Here is a 19,344-nt window from a genome sequence, read left to right on the forward strand (position 1 = left end):
CGATCAGAACGAGCGAATGATTCGCCCGAGCGTCTCCATGGCCCGTTCGGCACCGTCATGCCAGGGGCTGCCGTAGTTGAGGCGGATGCAGTTGCCGAAGCGGCGGGTGGGCGAAAAGATCGGCCCCGGGGCGATGCTGATGCCCTGGGCCAGGGCCATGTGGAACAGCTTGAGGGCATCCATCTGCTCGGGCAGTTCCAACCACAGGAAGTAGCCACCCGAGGGCTGGCTGACCCGTGTCTGCGCCGGGAAGTGGCGGGCGATGGCGGCCAGCATGTTGGCCTGCTGGCCTTCAAGGGCGTAGCGTAGTTTGCGCAGGTGGCGGTCATAGCCACCGTGTTGCAGGTAGTCGGCTATCGCTGCCTGGGCCGGCATCGAGGCACACAGCGAAGTCATCAGTTTCAGCCGCTCGATCTTCTGCGCAAAGCGCCCGGCCGCCACCCAGCCGATGCGGTAACCGGGTGCCAGGCTTTTGGCGAACGAGCCGCAGTGCATGACCAGGCCTTGGGTGTCGAAGGCCTTGGCCGGTTTGGGCGCCTGCTGCGAGTAGTACAGCTCGGCGTACACGTCGTCTTCGATCAACGGCACCTGGTGACGCGCCAGCAGTTCCACCAGCGCCTGCTTCTTGGCCTCCGGCATGCTGGCGCCTACCGGGTTCTGGAAATTGGTCATGCACCACACGGCCTTTACCGGGTGCTTTTCCAGCGTCTGTGCCAGTACCCCCAGGTCCATACCTTCGCGCGGGTGCACGGGGATTTCCACAGCCTTGAGCTTGAGCCGCTCCAGCACTTGCAGGCAGGCATAGAAGGCGGGGGCCTCGATGGCCACCAGGTCGCCCGGTTGGGTAACTGCCTGCAGGCACAGGTTCAAGGCTTCCAGTGCACCGTTGGTGATCAGCAGCTCTTCCATCGGCAGCATCAGCCCACCGACCATGTAGCGCAGGGCAATCTGCCGGCGCAGCTGCGGGTTGCCGGGCGACAGGTCGGTCACCACCATGCGCGGGTCCATGCTGCGGCTGGCGCTGGCCAGCGAGCGCGACAGGCGCTGCAGCGGAAACAGTTCGGGGCTGGGGAAGGCTGAGCCGAACGGTATGGTGTTGGGGTCCTTGATCGAGTCGAGGATCGAGAACACCAGGCCGCTGACGTCCACGTCCGTCGACTCACTGACCGGCTGCAATGCCTGCGGCTCGCTGAACTGGCGCGGGGCGTGGGCGTTGACGAAATAGCCCGAGCGTGGTCGGGCACGGATCAGCCCGCGCCGCTCCAGCAGGTAGTAGGCCTGGAACACGGTGGACGGGCTGACCCCGTGGGTCTGGCTGGCGTAGCGTACCGAAGGCACGCGTTGGCCGGGGCCCAGGACCCCGGAGCGGATCAGTTCGGCAATGTCGTCGGCGAAGCGTTCGTAGCGTTTCATTCTGGCCTTCTGTCGAAGCCTGGCAGGCAAGGTGGAGTCAGTGTAAGGGATCAGCGGTTCATCGGTGCGACGAAGCGGCTTTGGGCCACGCTGCGAATCGCTGGGTCGTCGCGCTCGCTGATTTCGAAGCTCAGCGTTTGCGAGCTGCTGGCCGGGCGCTCGGCCAGCATCGCGACCGATACCGGCAGTTCGCTCATTTCGCCGGCCGGGATCACCAATGCGGTGGTGCCCTGCAAGGTGAAACCGTCAGCGTCCAGCAGGCGCAGCGCATAGTGCTGGGTGCGCTCGGTCTTGTTGATGACCTTGAGCAGGTAGATGTTCTCGATCTGGCCCTGGGCGTTTTCCCGGAACAGGCCGCGGTCCTTGATCACATCCAGCGAAACCATCGGGCGCATCTGCAAGGCCACCACCAGTGCTGCGATCATCACCCCGAGCGCAGCGACGTAGCCCAGCAGGCGCGGGCGCAGCCAGTGGGTGGTGCCGCCCTGCAAACTGTGTTCGGACTTGTAACCGATCAACCCGCGGGCGTAACCCATCTTGTCCATCACCCCGTCGCAGGCGTCGATGCACGCCGCGCATCCGATACAGGCCATTTGCAAACCATCGCGGATATCGATGCCGGTAGGGCACACTTGCACGCATAGCGTGCAGTCGATGCAGTCGCCCAGGCCTTGCGCGCCAACGTCACTGCCTTTCTTGCGCGGGCCACGGGCTTCACCACGGCGCGGGTCATAGGCAACCGCCAGGGTGTCCTTGTCGAACATCACAGCCTGGAAGCGCGCATACGGGCACATGTGCAGGCACACCGCTTCGCGCAGCAGGCCTGCGTTTATGTAGGTGGCAGCGGTGAAGAACAGTACCCAGAACAGCGCCACGCCGCCCAGTTGCAACGTGAACAGTTCTGCGGCCAGTGGGCGGATTGGCGTGAAGTAGCCGACAAAGGTCAGCCCGGTGACTACACCGATGGCCAGCCACAGGCTGTGTTTCAGGGTGCGGCGCGCCAGTTTGTTCAGGCTCCAGGGCGCGGCGGCAAGCTTGATGCGCTGGTTGCGGTCACCTTCTATGACCTTTTCGCACCACATGAATAGCCAGGTCCAGGTGCTTTGTGGGCAGCTGTAGCCGCACCACACGCGGCCGGCGTACACGGTGATGGCGAACAGGCCGAAGGCGCAAATGATCAGCAGCGCCGACAGCAGGATGAAATCCTGTGGCCAGAAGGTGGCGCCAAAGATGTGGAATTTGCTTTCACCCAAGTCCCACAGCACGGCTTGGCGGCCGTTCCAGTTGAGCCAGGCGGTGCCAAAAAACAGCACGAACAGGGCCCCGGCAAAACCGATGCGCAGGCTACGGTACAGCCCGGTAAAGCTGCGGGTGTGAATGCCGCTGTCGATGCGTCGCGGTTGTTGGCTGGCTGGGGCTGCGGCGATCTCTGTAAAAGGGATTCTGTTATTCATGGTTCGGTGCTCATCAGGCCTCGATCAGGCATGAGCACTATGGCCCTGAGGCTGTTATCAGCACAGGCTCAGATTTTGCGATAAAAACCGTATCAGATTACCCGGTTGGCCCCGCCAGGCCTTAGATCACCGAGCCTGGCACACTGGCCTTCAGGTGCCTGCGGCTATCCACCGCACCCACCACGGTCAGTGCATCGGCCTCGGCTTCGGTGATGGGCACGCGTTGGCCTGCGAGCAAGGCCACCGACATGTGCAGTTGTTCGTCGGTGATGATTTCGACATCGGGGCCATCACCCTCGATGCGCAGGTCTTCGCCGATCAAGGTGCAGCGCTGGGTGGCTTCGTCGATTTCAATGGGCATGGTGTGGTGCTCCTGCTGGTGGTTACAGGGTGGACCACAGTGAGGGGCTGGTTGCTGCATCAACAGGCTGAGCGGCACTTTGCCCTGTGTACAGCGGTCAACCCTTGCATAGGCCGGCGCTGGCCAAACAAAGCTCAGCAGGGGGCAACTGTAATGGACGTCATCTGGCAAGCAATCCAGGCTGAATTCGCCGATGTTACCGATGAGCGCGAAGTCACGCGCATTCTCGTGCGCCTGCTGATGGCAGCCATACTTGGCGCTGTGTTGGGCTTTGAACGTGAACACAAAGGCAAGTCTGCCGGGGTGCGCACCCACATGCTGGTCTCGCTGGGTGCAGCCCTGTTTGTGTTGGCGCCTAGCACGGCCGGGGCTGACGAACAGGCGCTAAGCAGGGTAATCCAGGGTATCGTTGCCGGTATCGGCTTTCTGGGTGCGGGTACCATCCTCAAAGGTAACGGCAAGGACCCCAGCCATGTGAAAGGCCTGACGACCGCTGCAGGGCTATGGATGACTGCTGCTATCGGCACGGCTGCCGGGATGGGCCGCGAAGCCACGGCGCTGATCAGCACGGTACTGGCCCTGCTGGTGCTGGGGACGATGCCGTTGCTGGTAGAGAAGGTCGAAGGTCAGAGTGAGGAAAAGCAGGAAGAGGAGGAGGGCAGGAAGCACTAAGGGGAGCCGAAGCTCCCCCCAAAGCGTTGCTGCTTGCTCTTTTCTTATTATTGAGACCGGCTTTTTGTTGTTTTTGTCAGCCTGCCTTGGTGTTGCGAGCGACCCCCATGCGGGGTCAAGAGCAAACGTATTTTTTTGAGCGCTGACCTGCTTTCATCATTGATCCGAACCTGGCTGTAGCTACCTTGAGGTAGTTTTATTGTTCTGTGCCAGACCGCGGGGCGTACCCCTGAAAAGCGTGTCGACTCCAAAAAGATCTGCTTGCTACGCCTCTGCCGTGTTGTTCTTGTTATGTCAGAGCCGTTACCTGTTGTTTTTATTGGGTGTCACATTTTTTTTGTTCTTGTACGAAAGATATAGCAGGGTGCGTGCCAACTTTTTAAAATCCTTTAAAAACAGGCGCTTAACGATTTTGGTCCCAGCCAGCCAGCCTGAGATTCTGTCGATTTGTTTCCCTGTTACCCGATTTTTTGCTGTGAAACGTGGGGCCGGTAACACTTCACCCACACGTATGTGACACCCGTATGACTTACTGCGCGTTGCGCGCCCGCGCTACCCGCGACCCATTGCCGCGGCCGAGCACATCGCTGATGCGTTGGCCGGCGGCAATCAGCCGGTCCAGGTCGATACCGGTAGCAATGCCCAGCCCCTGGAGCAGGTACACCACATCTTCCGTGGCGATGTTGCCGGTAGCGCCTTTGGCATAAGGGCAGCCACCCAGCCCGGCCACCGAGCTGTCGAACACATTGATACCTTCGAGGAGGCTGGCATAGACGTTGGCCAATGCCTGGCCATAGGTATCATGGAAGTGCCCGGCCAGTTGCTCGCGCGGTACCAGGGCCGAAACCACCTCGAAGAGGCGCCGGGTATCGCCGGCGGTACCTGTACCAATGGTGTCGCCCAGCGAGACCTCGTAACAGCCCATGTCATGCAGGGCGCGGGCCACCGGGGCCACCTGTTCGGCGCTGACCTTGCCTTCATAGGGGCAGCCGAGTACGCACGACACATAGCCGCGCACGCGTACGCCATGGCTGCGCGCGGCATTCATGATCGGTTCGAAGCGCTTGAGGCTGTCGCTGATCGAGCAGTTGATGTTGCGCTGCGAGAACGCTTCAGAGGCAGCTGCGAACACCGCCACTTCCTTCACCCCTGCAGCCAGCGCGTCCTCGAAGCCGCGCAGGTTTGGCGCCAGCGCCGCATACGTCACACCGGGGCGCTGCTGGATACCGGCGAACACCTCGGCGGAACCGGCCATCTGTGGCACCCACTTGGGCGAGACGAAACTGCCCACCTCGATATAGGCCAGGCCCGCTGCGGTGAGGTCGTCTACCAGGCGCACTTTGTCGGCAACGCTGATGGGCTGGGCTTCGTTCTGCAAACCGTCGCGGGGGCCTACTTCGACCAGACGGACTTCTTTGGGCAAGGGCATGGCGGGTTTCCTGTGGCGTTCAGCGGTTGTCTTTGTTGTTCAGGGTGGCGGCCAGGGCTTGTTCACAGCGCTCCTGGGCGGTGTCCAGTTCCAGCTGCATCTGGTGGATGTCGAGCATCTGCTGTTCCAGCTGGGCGCGCCGTTCGGCGATTTTCGCCAGCATGCTGTTGAGCTGTTTGAGGTTGCCGCTGGTGGGGTCGTACAGCTCGATAAGCTCGCGGCACTCGGCCAGCGAAAAGCCGATGCGCTTGCCGCGCAGGATGAGCTTCAGGCTGACCTTGTCGCGCGCCGTGTAGATACGTTCCAGGCCTCGGCGTTCGGGGCTCAGCAGGCCCTGCTCCTCATAGAAACGGATGGCACGGGTGGTGATGTCCAGCTCGCGGGACAGGTCGGAGATGCTGTAGGTCTGGGTGCTCATGCTGGGGCTCGGCGTGGGGTATGCGGTTATCCTGACTGCAGGTTGACGTATACGTCAAGCAGGGGCTGAAGATGCGTGTTGCCGGTGCAGGTAACCACATTTCATTCCGGCTGCACCGCCCGACGATAGCCATTGGGCGTCTGCCCACTCAAGCGCTTGAACCACCGGGCAAAGTACGTCGGGTCGGTGAACCCCAGGCTGTCCGACAGCTGCCCGATACTCATCCGCGTGTAAATCAGGTTGCGCCGCGCCTCCAGCAACAAACGCTGGTGCAGCACCTGCAGCGCAGTCTGCCCACTCAGCGCCCGGCACAACTGGTTCAGTTGCAGGCTCGGAATATTCAGCCGCGCGGCGAAGTCCTCCATCGACAGGTGCTCGCGGTAATGCGCTTCGACCAGTCGCAGGTACTGCCCCAACAACTGGCGGTCACGCTCATCCCGATTTCGCGGCGCTTGCCCCAGCTGCTGGCGGCGGGTGATCCACACCATCAGCGCGGTCACCAGCGCTTCGAGCATGGCCGCCCGCGCGGGGGCATTGCCCTGGTATTCCTGCTGCAAGGTGCTGATCAGGCTGCGCAGGTGCACGCGGTCCTGGCCCAGCGGGTAACACGCCGGTTTCGCAAGCACCGTCAGGGGCGCGCCCAGGCGCTGTTCCAGGTTCGCCACCAGTGCGGTGCCAAAGGTCAGCACATACCCCTGGATATCGGCACTGAAGCGAAAGCCATGCACGGTCATCGGCGGCACCACCTGGATCGCCGCCTCGCCGAGGGCACTGCGCACGCCTTCGACCTCAACCTGGGCCTGGCCGCGCTGTACGTAAAGGAGCTGGAACAGTTCGGCATGCTGATGCGGCTTGATTTCCCAGTGGTGCAAACGGCTACGCGCCGGGATGGACTCGCAGTGCAGCAGGTCGGTGCCGGGCCAGGCCGTGTTTTCACCATACAGCTTGAACAACGGGACGCCGGGGAGGGTGGATTTCATGCGGGCAAGCCTGTCCGTTAATCGAACGATTTTTGTAAAAGTGCAGGTTATTCATGGAATAGCACACTTAATGGGCATTTTTTGCCAGTAAAAATGCAGGGGCAAACCCTAACAGCAGATGCCGCCCCACTGCCAGTCCAGGGCCGGCATCGTCCGAACAGAGACAACAACAATGAAAACTCAGGTTGCAATTATTGGCGCAGGCCCGTCTGGCCTGCTGCTGGGCCAACTGCTGCACAAGGCCGGTATCGATAACGTCATCGTAGAGCGCCAGACGCCCGAGTATGTACTTGGCCGCATCCGCGCCGGTGTGCTGGAGCAAGGCACGGTCGATCTGCTGCGCGAAGCAGGTGTAGCCGAGCGCATGGATCGTGAAGGCCTGGTGCACGAAGGTGTCGAGCTGCTGGTTGGCGGGCGCCGTCAACGCCTGGATCTCAAAGCCCTGACAGGTGGCAAGACGGTGATGGTGTACGGCCAGACCGAAGTCACCCGTGACCTGATGCAGGCCCGTGAAGCCACAGGTGCACCGATCATCTATTCCGCCGGCAATGTCCAGCCGCATGAGCTTAAGGGCGAGAAGCCGTATCTGACCTTCGAAAAAGATGGCCGCGTGCACCGGGTGGACTGCGACTATATCGCTGGCTGTGACGGCTTCCATGGCGTTTCGCGACAGAGCATCCCCGAGGGCGTGCTGAAGCAGTACGAGCGGGTTTATCCATTTGGCTGGCTGGGCCTGCTGTCGGACACACCGCCGGTCAATCACGAGCTGATCTATGCCCACCACGAACGAGGCTTCGCGTTGTGCAGCCAACGTTCGCAGACACGCAGCCGCTACTACCTGCAGGTACCTTTGCAGGACCGCGTCGAGGCGTGGTCTGACGAGCGTTTCTGGGACGAACTCAAAGCCCGCTTGCCCGCTGAAGTAGCGGCCGATCTGGTGACTGGCCCAGCCCTGGAAAAAAGCATTGCGCCGCTGCGCAGCCTGGTGGTCGAACCCATGCAGTATGGCCACCTGTTCCTGGTGGGTGACGCTGCGCACATCGTCCCACCCACCGGTGCCAAAGGCCTGAACCTGGCAGCCTCGGACGTCAACTATCTCTACCGCATTCTGGTCAAGGTGTACCGCGAAGGTCGTACCGACCTGCTTCAGCAATATTCGCCGCTGGCCCTGCGCCGGGTATGGAAAGGCGAGCGTTTCAGCTGGTTCATGACCCAGCTGCTGCATGACTTCGGCAGCCACAAGGATGCCTGGGACCAGAAGATGCAGGAGGCTGACCGCGAGTACTTCCTGAACTCCCCGGCGGGCTTGCTGAACATTGCCGAGAACTATGTGGGGCTGCCGTACGAAGAAGTGGGCTGAGGTTCTGTGCTGCCTGGCCTGGCCCCATCGCCGGCAAGCCAGGTCCCACAGGTACTGCACATGACTTGAATACGATGCGGCCAATGTGTGGCTTGCCGGCGATCACGGGCGAAGCCCGTGTCATGCAAACCTTGCCTACTGGGCCAGCAACGCCTCCATCTCCCGATACCCTCGCTGGCGCGCATGCTCCAGCGCGGTGACCCCATCCTTGTCGGCAATCTGCCGGTCCGCCCCCGCCGTCAGCAGCCGGCGCACAATCTCCACATGCCGCGGTCCGCCATCCCCCAGGATCACTGCCTCCATAAGCGCGGTCCAGTGCAGGCGGTTCAGGTGGTTCACGTCCACCCCGGCATCGATCAGCATCTGCACGGTCTCGACATGCCCACGCTCGGCCGCCGGTATCAACGCAGTCCCCCCGTAGCGGTTGGTGCTCCTGAGGTTGGCACCGTGGCTCAGGGTCAGCCGCAGGATATCGTTCAGGCCTCGGGCGCCGGCATACAGATAAGGGCTGTCATCGATATCGTCTTTGGCGTTCACGTCGGCACCGGCCTGGATCAGTGCTTGCGCCGCCGCCACCTGGTTGCCGTGGGTGGCCACCAGCAGGGCAGTGCGCCCTTGCTCATCACGGCTTTCCAGCCGGGCCCCTTCTGCCAGCAACTGTTGCAGGGTGCGCACGTCGTCCTGGCGGGCGGCGTTGTGCAGGCGGTTGTCCATGGTGGTGTTCTCGGCGTGGGCGGCAAGGCTGGTGATCAGGGCGAACAGCATGGTTGTGAGTGATCTACACATGGGGTGGCTCCTGATTGACCTGCCTGCATCCTAGAAAAAACGCACAAAGTCTTGAAGTTAAGTTTGCGCATGACCGACAGTGGTCTGCTGAATAGACAAAGCAGGAAGCAAAACGATGAAGTTCTCCACACCGCTGATGAGCGCGCTGTGCCTGGCGATCGCGAGTGGGTGGGCCTGTGCCGAGCAAGTGTTGCCCGCGCCACCCGAACTGGCCTCCGGTTACCGCTCTGGCCTGCAGCCGGTGCACGCCAGCCGGCATATGGCCGCCGCTGCCAACCCGCTGGCCACCGAAGCGGGGCGGGCGATGCTGCGTGACGGTGGCAGCGCCATCGACGCGGCCATCGCCATGCAAATGGTGCTGACCTTGGTAGAGCCGCAATCCAGCGGCATCGGTGGTGGGGCTTTTATCCTCTACTGGGACGGCAAACGTGTTCAGGCTTTCGACGGCCGCGAGGCAGCCCCGGCGCAGGTAACGGAACAACTGTTCTTGCAAGCCAATGGTTCACCGATGCCGTTCAGGTCGGCGCAGATCGGTGGGCGCTCAGTGGGTGTGCCGGGGGTACTGCGCGCGCTGAAACTGGCTCACGAGCAGCACGGCAAGCTGCCTTGGCAGCAACTCTTTGCCCCGGCCATCGCGTTGGCACGTAACGGTTTCCCCGTTTCCGAACGCCTCCACACCCTGGTGGCGGGCGACCCGTATATCGCGCGGTCACCGGCCATGGCGCGCTACTTCCTGGATAAAAACGGCAAGCCGCTGCCGGTGGGCACGAGGTTGCGCAACCCCGAACTTGCGCAAACGTTCGAGCAGATTGCCGCGCACGGGCCCCAGGCGTTCTACACCGGTGAAATCGCCGGGGCCATCGTGGCCAAGGTGCGCAGCCATACCAATGCCGGTTACCTGTCGTTGCAGGACCTTGAGCAGTACACCGCCAAAGAGCGCGAGCCGGTGTGCGGCACCTACAAAGCCTGGCGTATCTGCGGCATGCCGCCGCCCTCGTCGGGTGGGGTGACGGTATTGCAGACGCTGGGCATGCTTGAAGCCGTGCAGCGCGCCACGCCACAACGCGACCTGGCGGCGCTGCGGCCGCTGGCGAGCGCATCCCTGGCAGGCCTGGAGGCACCGCCGCTGGCCGTGCACCTGATCGCCGAGGCCGAGCGCCTGGCCTACGCCGACCGCGCTCAGTACCTGGCCGACAGTGATTACGTGCCGGTCCCGGTCAAGGCCCTGACCGACCCCGCCTACCTGGCCCGCCGAGCAGCGCAGATCGGCGAGCACAGCATGAAGCGCGCTCGCCCTGGCCAGCCGCAAGGCGCCGACCTGGCCCTGGCACCCGATCGCTCGCCTTTGCGCATTTCCACTTCGCACCTCAGCGCAGTGGATGACAATGGTCAGGCACTGGCCATGACCACCTCGGTGGAGGCCGCGTTCGGTTCGCACCTGATGGTCAAGGGCTTCCTGCTCAACAACCATCTGACGGACTTCTCGTTCATCCCCCGGGAGCATGGCAAGCCTGTGGCCAATCGGGTGCAGCCGGGCAAGCGGCCACTGTCAGCGATGGCGCCGACGCTGGTGTTTTCGCGAGCCTCTGGCGAGTTTGTGGCCAGCCTTGGTTCGCCAGGGGGCTCGCAGATCATTGGCTACGTGAACAAGGCGCTGATCGGCTTGCTGGATTGGCAGCTCGACCCGCAGCAGGCGGCCGGCCTGCCCAACTTCGGCAGCCGCAATGCCGGCACCGAAGTGGAAGCCGGGCTGGCCAGCCCGTCGCTGATCCGCCAATTGGCAGCCTGGGGCCATGAGGTCACGCCGATGACCATGACCAGTGGCATGCAGATCATCCAGCGCAGCGGCGATGGCTGGTCCGGTGGCGCCGACCCTCGGCGTGAAGGTGTGGCCCTTGGCGACTAGCCGTGATAGAACGCAGTCTTGCCATTCAGTAGTTGAATACCAAGATGTCCATCAGCGTGAAATCGAATAGAGCCCTGTTCGACCTCGACCTGCTACGCGCCATTGTGGTGGTGGCCGATTGCGGTAGCTTCACCACGGCGGCGGCGCGCCTGCACTCGACCCAGTCGACCATCAGCCAGAAGGTACGCCGCCTGGAAGACATGGTCGGCCATCGCCTGTTGGTGCGGGGTAACCGCGATGTGCTACCGACCGACGCCGGGCAGACCTTGCTCGGCTACGCGCGGCACATGCTGGCGCTGAACGACCAGATGCTCGAAGCCCTGGCCGGGGCGATGGTTGGCACCACCGTACGCCTGGGCGTGCCCGAGGACTTCGTTGGCGGGCGCACCACCAATGCGCTGTCGGCGTTCAGCCGGCTGCACCCGCAAGTGAAACTGGAAGTGACCAGCGGCCTGTGCCGCGACCTCAGCCAGGCCTACGACAACGGTGAACTCGACCTGGTGCTGCTCAAGCAGCGGCGCAACACCCGGGAGGGCGTGGCTTGCTGGCCCGAGCGCCTGCAATGGATCGACAGTGCGCGCACCCCCGCCTTTGAGCTGGACCCGATCCCGCTGGTTACCTTCCCGCCGCGCGGCTTGTACCGCGAGGACATGATCAACGCTATCGAAAGCATGGGCCGGCGCTGGCGCATCAGTTTCACCAGTTCCAGCCTCAGCGGTATCCAGGCGGCAGTTGCCGATGGCATGGGCATCAGCCTGCTGCCACCAAGGGCGGCCACGGGTGAGCACCAGGTGCTGGGGGCCGGGCAGGGGCTACCGGAGGTCGACAGCTATGAAATCGTCATCGTCCACCGGCCGACGGCGGATGTGATGGTCAAGGCGTTGGCCGAGGTCATGACGCAACTGCTGGCGGGCGGCGGGATCTGACACGGCCTTACGAACTGACGCGGTCTTTGTGGGGGCGCCCCGGCAGGGCCGCTCCCACAGGAGATCGAGTCGGCCGAGGGTGGATGGTCAGGCGCAAGCCGCCGCCAGGCGTGGCGACAGGTGAATGCCGGCAATCATGCAGCGCACCGAGCCGCCGGCCATCTCAATGGTCGGCACGTCCAGTGGCACCAGCCGCGCCGAACGCTCGATGCGCCGGCGTTGCTCGCTGGTCAGGCTGTCGAAGGCCTTGCGTGACAGCGCCAGAATACGCCCGTCACGCCCGGACAGTTCGATGGCATTGCCGGCAAACTGGCTGATCTGCTGGTTGCTCAGGTCAATCACATCGCGGCCCGATTCGATCAGGCGCATGCGCACTTCCTCGGCCCGCGCCTTGTTGGTGAACGTGCCAAAACCCACCAGTGCAAACTCGGTCGCCACGCACATCAGTACGTTGGTGTGGTAGATCGGCGTGCCTTGCTCGTCGGCAGTGTCGAATACCATCGGCTCGAAGTTGAAGTGCGTGCTGAAGCGCTCCAGGGCAATCGGGTCGGCACGGTTGGAGCGCGCGGTGTAAGCCACCCGCGACAGGTGGTCGAATACCATGGCGCCGGTCCCTTCGAGGAACAGCTCGTCCTGCTCCAGCCCTGAATAATCGATTACATCCTGCACGCGGTACTCATGCTTGAGCATCTCGATCACATCGGCGCGCCGCTCGCGGCGGCGGTTGCGCGAGTACATCGAGTAGATCGCGATATGTCCTCCGGGGTGGGTCGAGAACCAGTTGTTGGGGAACACCGAGTCTGGGGTGTTGTGCTCGCCAAAATCGTCGAACAGGTGTACGCGCACGCCTTCGGCCTCGAGGCGGCCGACGGCCTGGGTGACTTCATCACGGGCAACCTCTGCGAGCGCCTGTGCGGCGAGGCTGGGGTTGCTGCGCTGAAATGAGTTGTCGGCTGCGGTTTCCGGGTTGGGGGTGAATGCATGTGGCCTGACCATGACCACTGCTGCAGGTGCTTGAATCGAACGCGCTGGGAATGCCATCTGGAAGTACCGGGTAGGAAGCGGGGTTAGGCAACGCGTCGGATGCGGCTTTTGGCAGCGCGGCCGCGGGTGTGGCTAAACAGGTCTTTCGGGTCGTCTTCCACCCATGGCACCAGGTCGATCTTCGTGCCCATGCCGCGCTTTTCGGCCTGCTGTAGTACGTAACGTAGTACGGTGTAGTCCTCCAGGGCGAAGCCTACCGAGTCGAATACGGTGACCTGGCTGTCAGACTGACGCCCTTCGGTTTCGCCGCGCAGCACACGCCACAGGTCAACCACCGGGAAGTCAGCGGGCAGCTGCTGGATGTCACCTTCTATACGGGTTTGCGGCTCGTACTCGACGAACACCCGGGCGTTGCGCAGCACATCGGCGTGCAGTTCGGTCTTGCCCGGGCAGTCACCCCCCACGGCATTCAGGTGCATGCCGGGTTCGAGCATGTCTGGGGTGATGATGGTGGCGTAGGCCTTGTCGGCAGTGACCGTGGTGATGATGTCCACGCCTTTCACCGCTTCGGCCACCGAGCCGGCCCGGCGAATGGTGAGGCCGCTGTATTCCTTGAGGTTGGCAATCAGCTTGGCGGTGGCCAGCGGGTCGGTGTCGTAGGCGACGATTTCTTCGATGCCCAGGTGCTTGTGGAAGGCCAGCGCCTGGAATTCGCTTTGCGCGCCGTTGCCGATCAGCGCCATCTTGCGCGAGTTCGGTCGGGCCAGTGCCTGGGCTGCCATCAGCGAGGTAGCCGCAGTGCGCAGGGCGGTGGCAATGGTCAGTTCGGACAGCAACACCGGGTAGCCGGTTTCGACATCGGCCAATACGCCGAAGGCCATCACGGTATGCAGGTCACGCGCGGTGTTGGCCGGGTGGCCGTTGACGTATTTGAAGGCGTAGCGGCTGTTGTCGGCGACCGGCATCAGTTCGATCACACCCACTTCCGAATGGCTGGCAACCCGTGCGGATTTATCAAACTCCTGCCAGCGTTTGAAGTCTTCACGAATGGCTGCAGCCAGTTCACCTATGAACGGCGCTACGCCAATGTCGTGCACCAAGTCCGACATGGTTGGAACATCAATGAAATACGTCATGCTCTTGCACCTTGTTATTGTGCGCTGCCCTGTGGATATTGCAGGGTGAGCGCTTAGGATTATCGAAGTGTCGCCGGCTCGAACATTTTGATGAAAGGTTGCGTCAACAGGAAGAATGCAGGTTGCCAGTTTCGCCAACTTTCTAGACAATCTGCCACCCCAAAGTAGCAATCTGATTATTTGGCAGGCATATGGACACTATCGATCGGGAACTGATTGCGCTGTTGCGGGACAATGCACGTACCCCCGTGCTGACCTTGGCAAAAAAACTCAAGGTGGCCAGGGCAACGGTGCAAAACCGCATCACCCGCCTCGAAGAGCAGGGCGTGATCATCGGCTACACGGTACGCTTGCGCTCCGATGCGCTGGACCAGGGCGTGCGGGCGATCACCAGCATCGGCATCAGCGGCCACCACGCCGCAGAGGTCAAGCACGCGCTGCGTGGGCACCCCAACGTGGTGGCCATTCACACCACCAATGGCCGCTGGGACCTGATGGCAGAGCTGCGCGCCGACACCCTTGAAGCGTTCGACAGGGCGCTGAACACCATTCGCTCCATCCCGCACATCGAGAATACCGAGACCAGCATCCTGCTCTCCACCTACAAGATGTGACCGCTGGGTCAGGCCTTTTGACAGGCGCATTGCGCAAACTGCCACCCAGGCTTTCCACAGTGCAAAAAATCCCTTTGGCTGTGCGCATTCTGTAGCGTTCCGCTTGGCCCGGGCCACTGGCAGAATGAAACTGTTTTCGTGCAACGGTACAAGGCGCACCACCCAAGGTGCGTTTCAAACAATAAAAAAGCCCGCTGCGAAGTTGCGTCGGGCGTAAGTGTGCGTTTTCGTTATTACCTGCGCTTTTATCATTTTCAATGACAGGGAGCTTGCACCTTAGTGCCAATTAAATGGTGCGGCGCGGGGCGCTGAAGTTTTACCAAAAAAGAATAAGAGGTCGACTATGCATCAAACGTGCAATGCGCAAAGCGCTGCTCCGCAAGAGGGCCGAGCGCTCAAGCGACGGCTGGAAAACCGACACATACAGCTTATTTCGATCAGTGGCGCAATTGGTACCGGTTTGTTCATGGGCTCGGGCAAGATCATTGCGCTGTCTGGCACTTCAATCATCCTCGTCTACGCCATCATCGGTTTTTTTGTGTTCTGCATCATGCGCGCCATGGGCGAGATGCTGCTGGCCAACCTGCAGATGGAATCGTTCGCCGACCTGGTGCACAACTACCTGGGGCCACGGGCCGGTTACATTCTCAGCTGGTCGTACTGGCTCAGCTGGGTGGTGGCGGCGGTGGGCGACGTGGTGGTGGTCGCAGGGTTCGTGCAGTACTGGTACCCCGATGTGCCTACCTGGCTACCGGCTTTCGCCACCATGTTCCTGTTGCTGGGCCTGAACATGCTGGCGGTGAAGGCCTTTGGTGAGGTGGAGTTCTGGTTCGGCCTGATCAAGATCGTCGCCATCGTGCTGCTGGTGGTAACCGGCCTGGTGATGGTCGCCACTTCCTATACCTCGCCGGGCGGGGTGACGGCGTCGTTCAGCCACCTGGTGGCGCCTGGCGTGGTCATGCCGCATGGCATCCTTGGCTTCCTCGCCGGGTTCCAGATCGCTATCTTCTCCTTCGTCGGCACCGAGCTTATCGGCACCGCAGCGGCGGAGGCCAAAGACCCCGAGAAGACCCTGCCGAAGGCAATCAATACCATCCCCGTGCGTATCCTGCTTTTCTACATCTGTTCGCTGGTGTGCATCATCAGTGTGGTGTCTTGGGCCAATGTGCCGGCCAACCGCAGCCCGTTCGTTGAATTGTTCCTGCTTGGCGGGTTGCCCGCTGCTGCTGGCATCATCAACTTCGTGGTGCTGACCTCTGCGGCCTCGTCGGCCAACAGTGGCGTCTACTCGGGCTCGCGCATGCTCTACGGCCTGTCGCACCAACAACAGGCGCCGACGGCGTTCGGGCGCCTGTCCGGCTCGGGGACGCCGGTGCGGGCGCTGGTGTTTTCCGGGGTGTGCATGGCGATTGCGTTGACGTTGCTGTTCGTGATCCCGGAAGTGATGACCGTGTTCACCCTGGTGTCGACCATTTCCGCGGTGATGATCATCGTTACCTGGTCGCTGATCCTGCTGTCCTATTTCGCTTACCGCCGACAGAATCCGCAGGCGCATGAGCAGTCCAGGTTCAAGCTGCCCGGCGGCAAGGTCACCGCCGCGCTGGCGCAGCTGTTCCTGATTTTCGTGCTGTGCCTGCTGGCGCTGGAACCGGACACCCGCACGGCGTTGTACGTGATGCCGTTGTGGTATGCGGGCCTGTTGCTGGCCTATCGACGCAGGACCAAGGCTTCTGCGCAACCGCAGACAGCGACTGCTACATAGGACCATGGGGCTGCTGCGCAGCCCATCGTTGGCAAGCCAGCTCCCACTTGGACTGCGCGAGTCGCAAGATTTGCGCTGTACCTGTGGGCGCTGGCTTGCCGGCGAGACACCTCAAGGCTGGCGTTCAGCAACCGCCCGCAACGTCCGCAACGTTACCACCGGTGCATCCACCACGAACCGGTTGGCCAGCCAGCCGGGCACATCGCCGGCAGGGTCGGCCTGCAACTGGTAGGTCACCTCCGTCTCGCGCTCGCCCAGTGGTTTCATCCGCCACTCACCGCTCAGATGCTGAACCCGGATCAGCCCGTCAACCTTGGGGATCCTGTCGGGCTCGGCGCTCAGGCGCCGCAGCAAGGTGCCGTCGTCCAGGCGTTCGCTGGTTACTTTCAGCACAATGTCCCGCGGCATCGTCGGCCACGGCAGGTTGGTGGTCAGGTACACCCAGGTATTGGCGCCATCCACCTCCAGCAGGCGCATCTGGTCGCAGGCGTACAGCCATTTGCAGGCTACGCGCAGGTTCTCTTGCAGGTCGGTGAGGGTGCGTACGCTCGCTTTCATGGTGCTCACACCACGAAATTGCTGGTAGGACGAGTCATCCGCGCCGCGCAGGTACACGCGTATGCCTTCGCGGTCATAAGCCAGGTTCCAGTCATCGGCAGCCAGGGCCGGGGCGCACAGCAGCAGGGCGGCGAGCAGCAGGCAGCGGTTCATGGCTGGTACCGCGCGGGGGATGGATGTTTAAGTATGCGCGGCAAACAGAAAGCCCGCCAGGTTGGCGGGCTTGCGGGCATCAGCCTGAGCTTAGCGCTTAGGGTTCAGCGTCAGGTGCACGTGACGGTTCACGTCTTTGTACAGCAGGTAGCTGAAGTTGCCTGGGCCGCCGGCGTAGCAGGCTTGCGGGCAGAAGGCGCGCAGCCACATGAAGTCGCCGGCTTCCACTTCGACCCAGTCCTGGTTCAGGCGGTACACCGCCTTGCCTTCCAGCACGTACAGGCCGTGTTCCATCACGTGGGTTTCAGCGAACGGGATCACGCCGCCCGGCTGGAAGGTGACGATGTTCACGTGCATGTCGTGGCGCATGTCGGCCATGTCGACGAAGCGGGTGGTTTTCCAGCGGCCTTCGGTGCCCGGCATCTCGATGACGGTGGCGTTGTCGCGGTGGGTGACGAACGACTCCGGTACGTCCAGGCCTTCAACTTTCTGGTAGTGCTTGCGCAGCCAGTGGAAGGTGACGTTGGACTTGCTGTTGTTGCGCAGGCTCCACTCGGCGCCCGGGGCCAGGAAGGCGTAGCCGCCTGGTACCAGGGTGTGGTGCTTGCCTTCAACGGTGATGTCCAGCTCGCCTTCGACGATGAACACCACGGCTTCGGCGTTAGGATCCAGCTCAGGGCGCTCGCTGCCGCCTTCCGGGGCCAGCTCGACGATGTACTGGGAGAAGGTTTCGGCAAAACCGGTCAGCGGGCGGGCGATGACCCACATGCGCATCTTGTCCCAGAACGGCAGGTGGCTGGTGACGATGTCACGCATCACGCCCTTGGGGATGACGGCATAGGCTTCGGTGAACATGGCACGGTCAGTCAGCAGCTCGGTTTGAGCTGGGTGCCCACCGTGGGGGGCGAAGTACGAATGGTTCGACATGGACAATCTCGACTTGTTGTTCTCTCCCCGTGCAGTGAACCGCACCGGCCGGTGCGGCGCAGGGGATGTGGCAACAGAATAGGGTCGAGCGCGCGCTATCCACAAATTAAATGTTGGAATACCCGGTATTTGATCGCTGAATGTCTACCTGGCGTCCGGCGTGCTGTTCCGGCAGCCGATCGCCTTGGCCGAACAGTTTGTGACGCAGGGTGCCTTCGGCGTAGTCTGACGGGTAGCGGCCGCGGCGTTGCAGCTCGGGCACCAGCAACTCGACCACGTTGGCCAGGTCGTCCGGCTGCACGGCGTAGGTCAGGTTGAAACCGTCGATGCCGGTCTTGTCCAGCCAGCTTTCCAGCTGGTCGGCGACCTCGCTGGCAGCGCCTACCAGTACCGGGCCGCGACCACCCAGGCCAACGAACTCGGCGGCCTCGCGTACAGTCCAGCGGCGGTTCGGGTCGGCGGCGGTGAACGCGGCCAGGGCGGCGCGGCCGGCGTCGTTTTCGACGTATTCGATCGGCGCATCGGGGTCGAGGCCGCCAAAATCGATGCCGGTCCAGCCCGACAGCAGCGCCAGGGCAGCATCCAGGTCAATATAGCGACGGTACTCGGCGAAGCGGGCCTCGGCCTCTTCCTTTGTAGGGGCGACGATCAACAACGCCTGGGCATAGATCAGCACTTCATCACGACCTCGCCCGGCGGCTTCGCTGGCCTGGCGAATGCCGTCGGCGTAACGGCGCAACACGGTGGGGGTCGGGCCGCTGATGAACACGCATTCGGCGTGGCGCGCGGCAAACTGCTGGCCGCGTGCTGAGGCGCCGGCCTGGAAAAGCACCGGCGTGCGCTGCGGTGACGGCTGGCACAGGTGCATGCCTGGTACCTGGAAGTGCTCGCCCACATGGTTGATAGGGTGCACCCGGGTTGGCTCGATGTAGCGCCCGCTGTCGCGCTCCAGCAGCACCGCGTCGTCGTCCCAGCTCTTCTCCCACAGCTTGTACAGCACCTGCAGGTATTCCTCGGCCAGGTCGTAGCGCTGGTCGTGGCCCAGCTGACGCGCCAGGCCAAGGTTGCGGGCGGCGCTGTCGAGGTAGCCGGTGACGATGTTCCAGCCGACCCGGCCATTGCTCAGGTGGTCGAGTGTGGACATGCGCCGGGCGAAGGGGTAGGGGTGCTCGTAGGTGAGCGAAAAGGTGACGCCAAACCCCAAGTGCTCAGTGACGCCGGCCATGGCTGGCACCAGCAGCAGCGGGTCGTTCACCGGTACCTGCACGCCACCGCGCAAGGCAGCATCAGGACCACCCTGGTAGACGTCGTAGATGCCCAGCACATCGGCAATGAACAGGGCGTCAAACAGGCCGCGTTCCAGCAGGCGGGCCAGGTCGGTCCAGTAGCTCAGGCGGTTGAAGGCCACACTGGTATTGCGTGGGTGGCGCCACAGGCCGGGGGACTGATGGCTGGCGGCGTTCATGCTGAATGCGTTGAAGCGAATCGGGCGGGGCATGTCAGTG

At 62.6% G+C, this 19,344-nt stretch carries 18 protein-coding genes; 6 read left to right on the forward strand and 12 right to left on the reverse strand.

All coding sequences use genetic code 11. The features are described 5' to 3' along the window. Window positions 1–3: 3 nt before the first annotated feature. From mapR to SB756_RS05325, 3 genes are all read right to left on the reverse strand, one after another. Window positions 4–1,413 (reverse strand): GntR family transcriptional regulator MpaR, encoded by a 1,410-nt coding sequence (mapR, locus tag SB756_RS05315; RefSeq protein ID WP_016499368.1) that lies wholly within the window; start codon window positions 1,411–1,413, stop codon window positions 4–6. Window positions 1,414–1,463: 50 nt separating this feature from the next. Beyond that, entirely contained in the window at window positions 1,464–2,867 is a 1,404-nt protein-coding gene (ccoG, locus tag SB756_RS05320; RefSeq protein ID WP_156858827.1) for a cytochrome c oxidase accessory protein CcoG, read from the reverse strand. Between the two features lie 121 nt (window positions 2,868–2,988). After that, a complete protein-coding gene (locus tag SB756_RS05325; protein WP_341798677.1) occupies window positions 2,989–3,228 on the reverse strand; it encodes a DUF3203 family protein in 240 nt (79 codons plus the stop codon). A 153-nt stretch (window positions 3,229–3,381) separates the two neighbouring features. Here SB756_RS05325 and SB756_RS05330 point away from each other — a divergent pair, with 153 nt between their 5' ends. Next, window positions 3,382–3,900 (forward strand): MgtC/SapB family protein, encoded by a 519-nt coding sequence (locus SB756_RS05330; RefSeq protein ID WP_341798678.1) that lies wholly within the window; start codon window positions 3,382–3,384, stop codon window positions 3,898–3,900. A 529-nt stretch (window positions 3,901–4,429) separates the two neighbouring features. Here SB756_RS05330 and SB756_RS05335 read toward each other — a convergent pair. From SB756_RS05335 to SB756_RS05345, 3 genes are all read right to left on the reverse strand, one after another. After that, window positions 4,430–5,329 carry a hydroxymethylglutaryl-CoA lyase gene (locus SB756_RS05335; protein ID WP_341798679.1) on the reverse strand — a complete coding sequence of 300 codons (900 nt, stop codon included), beginning with the start codon at window positions 5,327–5,329 and terminating at the stop codon, window positions 4,430–4,432. A gap of 19 nt (window positions 5,330–5,348) precedes the next feature. Beyond that, the gene (locus tag SB756_RS05340) at window positions 5,349–5,747 is read right to left on the reverse strand and encodes a MerR family transcriptional regulator (RefSeq protein ID WP_016487404.1); all 399 of its coding nucleotides are present in this window, start codon (window positions 5,745–5,747) and stop codon (window positions 5,349–5,351) included. A gap of 101 nt (window positions 5,748–5,848) precedes the next feature. Then, window positions 5,849–6,727 (reverse strand): helix-turn-helix domain-containing protein, encoded by an 879-nt coding sequence (locus tag SB756_RS05345; protein ID WP_341798680.1) that lies wholly within the window; start codon window positions 6,725–6,727, stop codon window positions 5,849–5,851. 172 nt (window positions 6,728–6,899) lie between these two features. Between SB756_RS05345 and pobA the strand changes: the two genes are divergently transcribed. Further along, on the forward strand, window positions 6,900–8,087 hold the full coding sequence (gene pobA, locus SB756_RS05350; protein WP_341798681.1) for a 4-hydroxybenzoate 3-monooxygenase: 1,188 nt from the start codon (window positions 6,900–6,902) through the stop codon (window positions 8,085–8,087). A gap of 135 nt (window positions 8,088–8,222) precedes the next feature. Here the strand turns inward: pobA and SB756_RS05355 are convergent, their stop codons facing one another. Beyond that, a complete protein-coding gene (locus SB756_RS05355) occupies window positions 8,223–8,873 on the reverse strand; it encodes an ankyrin repeat domain-containing protein (RefSeq protein ID WP_410910333.1) in 651 nt (216 codons plus the stop codon). 115 nt (window positions 8,874–8,988) lie between these two features. Here SB756_RS05355 and ggt point away from each other — a divergent pair, with 115 nt between their 5' ends. Both ggt and SB756_RS05365 read left to right on the forward strand, forming a co-directional pair. After that, a complete protein-coding gene (ggt, locus tag SB756_RS05360) occupies window positions 8,989–10,779 on the forward strand; it encodes a gamma-glutamyltransferase (RefSeq protein ID WP_410910334.1) in 1,791 nt (596 codons plus the stop codon). 44 nt (window positions 10,780–10,823) lie between these two features. Next, window positions 10,824–11,705, forward strand: coding sequence for a LysR substrate-binding domain-containing protein (locus SB756_RS05365; protein ID WP_410910335.1), 882 nt, complete (start codon window positions 10,824–10,826; stop codon window positions 11,703–11,705). Window positions 11,706–11,792: 87 nt separating this feature from the next. On the opposite strand, the gene ctlX is transcribed toward SB756_RS05365, so the two are convergent. Next, a complete protein-coding gene (gene ctlX / locus SB756_RS05370; protein WP_341798685.1) occupies window positions 11,793–12,701 on the reverse strand; it encodes a citrulline utilization hydrolase CtlX in 909 nt (302 codons plus the stop codon). A 71-nt stretch (window positions 12,702–12,772) separates the two neighbouring features. After that, complete coding sequence (locus SB756_RS05375) at window positions 12,773–13,825, reverse strand: ornithine cyclodeaminase (protein WP_049276789.1); 1,053 nt, start codon at window positions 13,823–13,825, stop codon at window positions 12,773–12,775. Between the two features lie 191 nt (window positions 13,826–14,016). Here SB756_RS05375 and SB756_RS05380 point away from each other — a divergent pair, with 191 nt between their 5' ends. Both SB756_RS05380 and SB756_RS05385 read left to right on the forward strand, forming a co-directional pair. Continuing rightward, the gene (locus tag SB756_RS05380) at window positions 14,017–14,439 is read left to right on the forward strand and encodes an Lrp/AsnC family transcriptional regulator (RefSeq protein WP_016499380.1); all 423 of its coding nucleotides are present in this window, start codon (window positions 14,017–14,019) and stop codon (window positions 14,437–14,439) included. A gap of 343 nt (window positions 14,440–14,782) precedes the next feature. After that, a complete protein-coding gene (locus tag SB756_RS05385) occupies window positions 14,783–16,201 on the forward strand; it encodes an amino acid permease (RefSeq protein WP_341798686.1) in 1,419 nt (472 codons plus the stop codon). Window positions 16,202–16,312: 111 nt separating this feature from the next. Here the strand turns inward: SB756_RS05385 and SB756_RS05390 are convergent, their stop codons facing one another. The 3 genes from SB756_RS05390 to SB756_RS05400 all read right to left on the reverse strand — a co-directional run bounded on the left by SB756_RS05390 (window position 16,313) and on the right by SB756_RS05400 (window position 19,337). Further along, entirely contained in the window at window positions 16,313–16,912 is a 600-nt protein-coding gene (locus SB756_RS05390; RefSeq protein ID WP_410910336.1) for an START domain-containing protein, read from the reverse strand. A 90-nt stretch (window positions 16,913–17,002) separates the two neighbouring features. After that, window positions 17,003–17,839: a bifunctional allantoicase/(S)-ureidoglycine aminohydrolase gene (locus SB756_RS05395; RefSeq protein ID WP_016499386.1), complete on the reverse strand. Its 837-nt coding sequence runs from the start codon at window positions 17,837–17,839 to the stop codon at window positions 17,003–17,005. Between the two features lie 106 nt (window positions 17,840–17,945). Continuing rightward, window positions 17,946–19,337 carry an LLM class flavin-dependent oxidoreductase gene (locus tag SB756_RS05400; protein WP_410910337.1) on the reverse strand — a complete coding sequence of 464 codons (1,392 nt, stop codon included), beginning with the start codon at window positions 19,335–19,337 and terminating at the stop codon, window positions 17,946–17,948. Between the last annotated feature and the right edge of the window lie 7 nt (window positions 19,338–19,344).

Origin of the sequence: Pseudomonas sp. SIMBA_068, assembly GCF_046534705.1 — a bacterium.
GTDB lineage: Bacteria > Pseudomonadota > Gammaproteobacteria > Pseudomonadales > Pseudomonadaceae > Aquipseudomonas > Aquipseudomonas putida.

What these genes read in the sequence shown, in the direction of transcription:
- mapR (WP_016499368.1), bottom strand. Translation starts at nt 1,413, where the DNA reads ATGAAACGCTACGAACGCTTCGCCGACGACATTGCCGAACTGATCCGC.
- ccoG (WP_156858827.1), bottom strand. Translation starts at nt 2,867, where the DNA reads ATGAATAACAGAATCCCTTTTACAGAGATCGCCGCAGCCCCAGCCAGC.
- SB756_RS05325 (WP_341798677.1), bottom strand. Translation starts at nt 3,228, where the DNA reads ATGCCCATTGAAATCGACGAAGCCACCCAGCGCTGCACCTTGATCGGC.
- SB756_RS05330 (WP_341798678.1), top strand. Translation starts at nt 3,382, where the DNA reads ATGGACGTCATCTGGCAAGCAATCCAGGCTGAATTCGCCGATGTTACC.
- SB756_RS05335 (WP_341798679.1), bottom strand. Translation starts at nt 5,329, where the DNA reads ATGCCCTTGCCCAAAGAAGTCCGTCTGGTCGAAGTAGGCCCCCGCGAC.
- SB756_RS05340 (WP_016487404.1), bottom strand. Translation starts at nt 5,747, where the DNA reads ATGAGCACCCAGACCTACAGCATCTCCGACCTGTCCCGCGAGCTGGAC.
- SB756_RS05345 (WP_341798680.1), bottom strand. Translation starts at nt 6,727, where the DNA reads ATGAAATCCACCCTCCCCGGCGTCCCGTTGTTCAAGCTGTATGGTGAA.
- pobA (WP_341798681.1), top strand. Translation starts at nt 6,900, where the DNA reads ATGAAAACTCAGGTTGCAATTATTGGCGCAGGCCCGTCTGGCCTGCTG.
- SB756_RS05355 (WP_410910333.1), bottom strand. Translation starts at nt 8,873, where the DNA reads ATGTGTAGATCACTCACAACCATGCTGTTCGCCCTGATCACCAGCCTT.
- ggt (WP_410910334.1), top strand. Translation starts at nt 8,989, where the DNA reads ATGAAGTTCTCCACACCGCTGATGAGCGCGCTGTGCCTGGCGATCGCG.
- SB756_RS05365 (WP_410910335.1), top strand. Translation starts at nt 10,824, where the DNA reads ATGTCCATCAGCGTGAAATCGAATAGAGCCCTGTTCGACCTCGACCTG.
- ctlX (WP_341798685.1), bottom strand. Translation starts at nt 12,701, where the DNA reads ATGGTCAGGCCACATGCATTCACCCCCAACCCGGAAACCGCAGCCGAC.
- SB756_RS05375 (WP_049276789.1), bottom strand. Translation starts at nt 13,825, where the DNA reads ATGACGTATTTCATTGATGTTCCAACCATGTCGGACTTGGTGCACGAC.
- SB756_RS05380 (WP_016499380.1), top strand. Translation starts at nt 14,017, where the DNA reads ATGGACACTATCGATCGGGAACTGATTGCGCTGTTGCGGGACAATGCA.
- SB756_RS05385 (WP_341798686.1), top strand. Translation starts at nt 14,783, where the DNA reads ATGCATCAAACGTGCAATGCGCAAAGCGCTGCTCCGCAAGAGGGCCGA.
- SB756_RS05390 (WP_410910336.1), bottom strand. Translation starts at nt 16,912, where the DNA reads ATGAACCGCTGCCTGCTGCTCGCCGCCCTGCTGCTGTGCGCCCCGGCC.
- SB756_RS05395 (WP_016499386.1), bottom strand. Translation starts at nt 17,839, where the DNA reads ATGTCGAACCATTCGTACTTCGCCCCCCACGGTGGGCACCCAGCTCAA.
- SB756_RS05400 (WP_410910337.1), bottom strand. Translation starts at nt 19,337, where the DNA reads ATGCCCCGCCCGATTCGCTTCAACGCATTCAGCATGAACGCCGCCAGC.